This is a genomic window from Bacteroidota bacterium, assembly GCA_008933805.1.
Classification (GTDB): Bacteria; Bacteroidota; Bacteroidia; order UBA8524; family UBA8524; genus SB11.
Map to the genome: position 1 here is coordinate 21,841 of WBUH01000028.1, position 6,000 is coordinate 27,840.

The following is a 6,000-nucleotide window of genomic DNA, read 5'->3' on the forward strand; positions in this document are numbered from 1 at the left end:
GTTTCCCTGGCAAAGGTTTCAAAATGTTGAAGGAAGAAACTTGGGTGTAAAGCTATGATGTGTAATAAAATTTAATTTTTATCGTTATCAACGTATGCGCGTTCCTAAAAATTACTTGTTGTTCATAATTTGTCTAGTAATTGCATGTAGTCTTATCTCGTGTAAATCAGAGAAAATCGACTGTTTATGCTTTTCGACACCTTCGTTCCCTGTTTATATAACTAATTATAGTTCGATTGACTCAAATCATTTATATCTTGTAACAATCAGTGGTGTAAACGGGGTGGTTGTAGATAGCTTATATATTGGTAATAGATTTAAATCATTGGTAGACTCGAATGGAAAACAAATCTACCAATTTCAATTTAATGAAGCTGACGAATTTTATAAAGGCTCAGATCTTTCAGGTTTTAACTATCTTTTTATTAATCTAGATTCAAATTTTATTGATACACTTCAAAATATTAGTTGGGATACTGAAAGAACCACATCAAATTGTAAGACAAGGGAAAACAAAGATTGCGAGCGAATGTTTAATATATCATTTGAACATGATGGGCAAAAATATTCACCATTAGAAAAAAGATATTTTCTGTGGTAGCTATCTAATTAATGTAAAAGACCCGCTTTGAGCAAGAAATCTCTCCCCTAAAACATATACTTGTGAGTACCGTAAAAGAAAAAAATACACACCCTCAGGACAGTCTATGTTTTTGAATGTGCCATCCCATCCTAAATCATATTGGTTCGACTCAAATAATAACTCACCCCATCGATTATATACTGACATGCTATAAAAGTTAACATTATTTATTAAAGGCTTAAAGAATTGATTTATATTGTCTTTGTGCCCAGGACTGAAAGCATTGGGTATATATGCTGGGAATATGCAGCCATCAAATAAAGTAACACTATCAGCATATTTGCAATCATTATAATCTGTAACTTCTACTGTATACAAATTTGGTGAATAAGCGGTAATAACTTGCGTAGTTTCTTTGTTCGGATACCATAGAAACGATTTTAAAAGTGGAGCCGAAAGTGTATATGATCTGTCTTCAAAGCAAATACTAGTGTCACGCCCTAAATCAAAAAGGGGAGGTTGATAAAGACGTATATTAATTGATTTCTTTATCACGCATCCATGATTTGTAATGGTCACAAAATACATCCCTGTGTCGTTGATCGCAATTTGATTTGTTTGGTTGCCTGTTGACCAGATATAATTATTATCTGTTGAATCAACTGAAGCAGAAATAAAAATGGTTTCACCTATACATTTAATTGTATCACTTGGCATTGAAACAATAGGTTTTTCAACAGGATAGATTCTTATATTATAAGAGGAATCGAGGGTATGTAAGTAAATAATAGTAAGGCTGTCTATTTTTAGCCAAATAGAGTCGTTAAGACTCAATGTATCAATCTTTTCTGAGGATGAAGACCATACACAATTAGAATATAGAGTATGTAATAGTATTGAATCACCCGAACAGATTATGGTGTCTGTACATAAAATAGGTTCAATTTCTTTAATAGAGACAGCATCAATAAAAGCGTATGGGATATGTTTATTAACAATCGTATCCAATGGGGTGGGAAGCTGTGAGTCAGAAAACATTCCTATAGTTAGCCATCGCTCACCACCGGATGAGGAAAAGACACCTTTGATTTCTTTCCATCCATTTGTATTTATTATGGTTTCAGGTGAATAAATTTGAGGTTCTATTTGAGGTATAAATCTACAGCATTGTGTGTCTGGATAGGAAATATAGTTTGTATCTAGTTGTTTTGATACATATGCCCCAAAGTGACTGTATGAAAAGCCACTGCAATCGTTCAAGGCGATATTAAAACTAACGACATATTTCTTGTTCTTATGAAGTGGTTTTAATAATTGTACCTGAATATATTCGAGAATGTTAGGTGTATTTCCTTGCTTTTTTCCTAACGCAATTCCTACGTATGCTTCCCCATCTTTGGCAATGAGATGATTTGTACAAGGAAAGAATCTAGTATTAAAGGGAGCTGAACTACTAGGATTACTGCTGCATGGATGAAAATAATCTGGAGTTTGAAAATTAGGACTATACCAATCTTTGACCATTGACCCAAAATCTCTCCATTGTACTGAGTTGAATGGACACATGTGTTTTTCTTCAAAACTAGGATTGGGTACCAAGTTTTGTGACAACCCGATATAACCATTCAGAAGAATAAGAAGTACAATATAAAACTTCATTTAATTTAAAACAGTGTGTTGCGTACGCAACACACTGTAAATATAATTTATTGAGATGCCTTTACAAACTTTTGAGTAAATGAGTATCCGTTAATTTTTACCTCACAAAAGTATATTCCACTACCTAAGCTACTAACATCGATAACGAAGTGTTGTTTACCTGCATCAATTGTTTTATTATCAACAGGCAAAAGAACCTCTCGCCCAAAAATATCTTTTATTGAAATAGATACATTGCTAGATTCAAGTAACTCAAAGAAAACATTAGTGTTATCAATAGCAGGGTTAGGATAAAATTGTGATTCAATACTACTTTCTTTCGCATTAGTGCCTGTTGTCGGATCAGTTTTCTGATAAACAGCAGTAGTGGTATCAAGTATTGCGGTATCGAGTACTGATGTTAAAAATATTGAAGGAGTATGTATTTGTTCAGTTGGGATTGAATCGTACTCTCCTAAGCTAAAAGAGTAATTATAGACTGTATCAGGAGGAACGGTATCACGATAATATTCAAACATAACACCAAGACGATGTTGCTGTCCGGATGCGATACTAATATTTGTCAAAGTCCCTGTCTCAACATCAGTGACTTTAATAAGCCCAGTGCTTATTACTGAAATTCCAGTGCCTTGCCGCCCGCCATCGTCCCATGCTTTCCAGAGTAGACTATCCATTGCCAAAACAGGAAAACCATAATTGTTAAATTCAGGGGGAGTATCAGTGTTAAGGGTTGCTAATTCAGTAAAGCTTAGCTTGACTGTCCTAGTAGAAATAGTGGGGTTATTGATAAACATTATTCCCATCCGTGATTGATAATTTCCTTGTGTCCCAACTGGTGCATCTGGGTTTATTCGGTCATAGGTCAAATCATTATTAGTTAAGAATGTGTTTACAGAAACGATGTTATTGTTATCGACGATATTCCAAAACACATCCCTATCAGACTCATTATGCATAGGATCATTTACTGAGACGATTCTTGCAAGTAAACAAATTACCGGCCAGCCATCACTGCGTATTTTAAGTTGGTTATTATTTTTAAATGCATCAGGATTAGGTGCTCTCCAACCAACTGGAGAGATGACACGAACTTCACCCGGCGCAAGCGCGGAAAGAGAAACAGGACTAGTTGCAGCAGCATAATTATATGATGCCATCGGTGTCAAGGGGGTATTTATTGTTATTTCTCCCCCGAGTGGATGCTGAGGGTTCAATGGGTTGTTACCATAGTACATCCAATTAGCCCCTGCTACGGATGGATTGGAACTAAAATTGAGCCAATGTTCTTTCCACATTTCAAACGAACGAGCTGCTGTCCAATACAAGTGCAAGTTTGCTGATTGTGTTGTTGAGCAACCCCTATTTCTAACCCGTGCAAATACCCTATTCCAACTGTTATTGCCAAATGAGTGTTTTGCATTTTGATGTGTTGAACCTCCGTCATTTATCCAACGAATCCATAAGTCCTTGCTTGCAACAAATGTTTGAGATCTTGTATTTGATTCCTCCCCAAAATCAAGGTTGTCATCTTTCATTGTAATATCCGCACTATTCCAAACTGCTTCTGCCTCCGATAATGTCCAATCATTAGGGCGATCAAGTATTCTAAATTTATGCTCATATAAATCAACTGTTCGATTTAATTGATCCCTGAGGTCAAATGTTAATGTATATTCTGTACAGAAATCAACAACATTTAATTGGTTTAATTCGACTGCTATGTCTGTGGTAGTACTTGGTCCTCCTAAAATTACATGTGTGACAGACACGCTCTTAGCATTACTTGGATTAGCATCCTGAACTTGACCTGTTTGTGTCCCGAAATCAGTTTTCCATGTCACTTTCAATTTGAAAACTTTATTGCTCGGAGTAGCAGTTACAATTAATGTGTAATTCCCAGAACTAAGCAATTGTGTATGTCCTAAATTATTCACCCAAGTAGGTATATTTGATCCTCCTGGAAAATATGAAATATCACCCCCAGTAAAAAAAATTGTCCCATTCCCGGCAAATAAGGAAGACGTTGTTAATAGGAATATAAAAAATAAGATTTTTGTTTTCATACGGTTAAAAGTTATTAAAAATTTGAAATAAAATATATTTTGTTTATTTTGGAATACTCTGACTATTTTCTGTTCTGATCTACTTCATCAATCCTCCTTTCCCTCAAATAAGTTTGATATTTTAATACTGACGTCATGTTATAAATAACTTTATGGGGTAAGAAAAGTCATATAATATTTATATAAATAATTATGATAATTATTACCAAAACATTGATGTTTAATCATTTATTCACTTCAAGTTTAACAGTTCAGCTTTTCCTTAATGTTAAAAGATGAAAGACTTGTACATTTTTAGACATGATTAAAAAAATTAGGATTAGGCGCTTATTTCGTATATGATTTCATAGTTTATGTTGTTAACCGTATAATGTAACGGTATAGGTTTATTCAAATTTACTCCCTCGGCTTGTAGCTTCATTTGCATTAAGTGCAACAACCTCTTTTAACTTTAAGGAAAAATGCAAAAATCACTTTGTTTCTTGCTTTCATTATGGTTGTGTTATTCATCTAACGAAATCATTACTTAGAAAGTCTTTCCACGTTTTTCTTTTTCGACGAAAAGCATCTAATCACTATCTAATTGGAAAATATTCTTTTTGTTTCTGTTGATACAAAACTATGTAATGAGTGTAGTAATGTTATGGATTAAATGGTGAAAGGCAAAGAAAGATAGGTAAGGAGTACATTTATGCAGGTAAACAGAAAAGCCCGATTCTCATCGGACTTTATAAAGTAATCTACTCATTGTTTTTGTTTTCAGTATCGGCTTCCTCCTGTGGTTTACCATCAGATATTGGAGAAGATTCACCATTCAGAATATAATCCACTGCCTTCTGCGCTTGATTAGCGGCAAACACAAACAACCGCGCATCATCTGTAAACCGCTCCATCCATCCGAATAGATGCCCTGTATTAGGTAAAGCCAATAATCCCATTACTCCCGCATGAAAGCACAGGTAATGCGCGCCGATGTCAGCTATCAATGCCTCACGGGAAAACACAGGTTCACGCTCTGCAAGCTCCTTGCGGTCAAGCCGAAGCGCATGCCCCGTAGAATGAATAAGCATCCTAAACAAGTCATAGTAAAAGAGTTCCGGTGTGGTGTAATCAGATGAGGGAGGCATGATAACCAAATCATCATCCTCCACATACTCAGTAGCACTGCCTGTATATTCAATGCGGGGAGCATCTGGCATGCCTTTTACTATATTCTTGCATTCGAGTAATGGATTTTGCGGAACTACCACATCATCAATACCCGATACAGTAATACCTTCACACTGGGAAAGGTTGTACACCTTCTCATACCGTAATACGGATCGCTTCTCTCCACTACCGTCAGTCGCATCCTTCCATTCCCAATATGTAGAAAGGACATACCGTGCGTCTTTTTTTACTGTTCCACCTAAGTTGTTGAGTTGCTGCTCCGATACAAATAGGTTACGGTCAAAGCCATAGACTGATAGCAGGGGAACATTCGATCCCCGATATGGTTTTCTGGTAACCACATTACGTGGAATACCGTTCTTCACCCACGATACCCGCCAGGGAACAATACCCTGTTCCAAAAAAGAGATGACGTGCTCGGTAACAATCTGATACACATCTTTCCGTTGTTTTTGTTCTGTTGTCATACGTTTATTGATTTATAAAGAATGTATGACTGAAGTTTAGCGGATGCAGGGTGGGTGG

General features: G+C 35.9%; 3 protein-coding genes. All 3 read right to left on the reverse strand.

Features of this window, described 5'->3' with window-relative positions; translation table 11 throughout:
* Positions 1 to 601 precede the first annotated feature (601 nt).
* The 3 genes from F9K23_18415 to F9K23_18425 all read right to left on the reverse strand — a co-directional run bounded on the left by F9K23_18415 (position 602) and on the right by F9K23_18425 (position 5,942).
* Complete coding sequence (locus tag F9K23_18415; GenBank protein ID KAB2912897.1) at positions 602 to 2,242, reverse strand: gliding motility-associated C-terminal domain-containing protein; 1,641 nt, start codon at positions 2,240 to 2,242, stop codon at positions 602 to 604.
* A gap of 47 nt (positions 2,243 to 2,289) precedes the next feature.
* Positions 2,290 to 4,305, reverse strand: a complete 2,016-nt coding sequence (locus F9K23_18420; GenBank protein KAB2912898.1) for a T9SS type A sorting domain-containing protein — start codon at positions 4,303 to 4,305, stop codon at positions 2,290 to 2,292.
* Positions 4,306 to 5,045: 740 nt separating this feature from the next.
* Positions 5,046 to 5,942, reverse strand: a complete 897-nt coding sequence (locus F9K23_18425; GenBank protein ID KAB2912899.1) for a DUF1738 domain-containing protein — start codon at positions 5,940 to 5,942, stop codon at positions 5,046 to 5,048.
* Positions 5,943 to 6,000 lie beyond the last annotated feature (58 nt).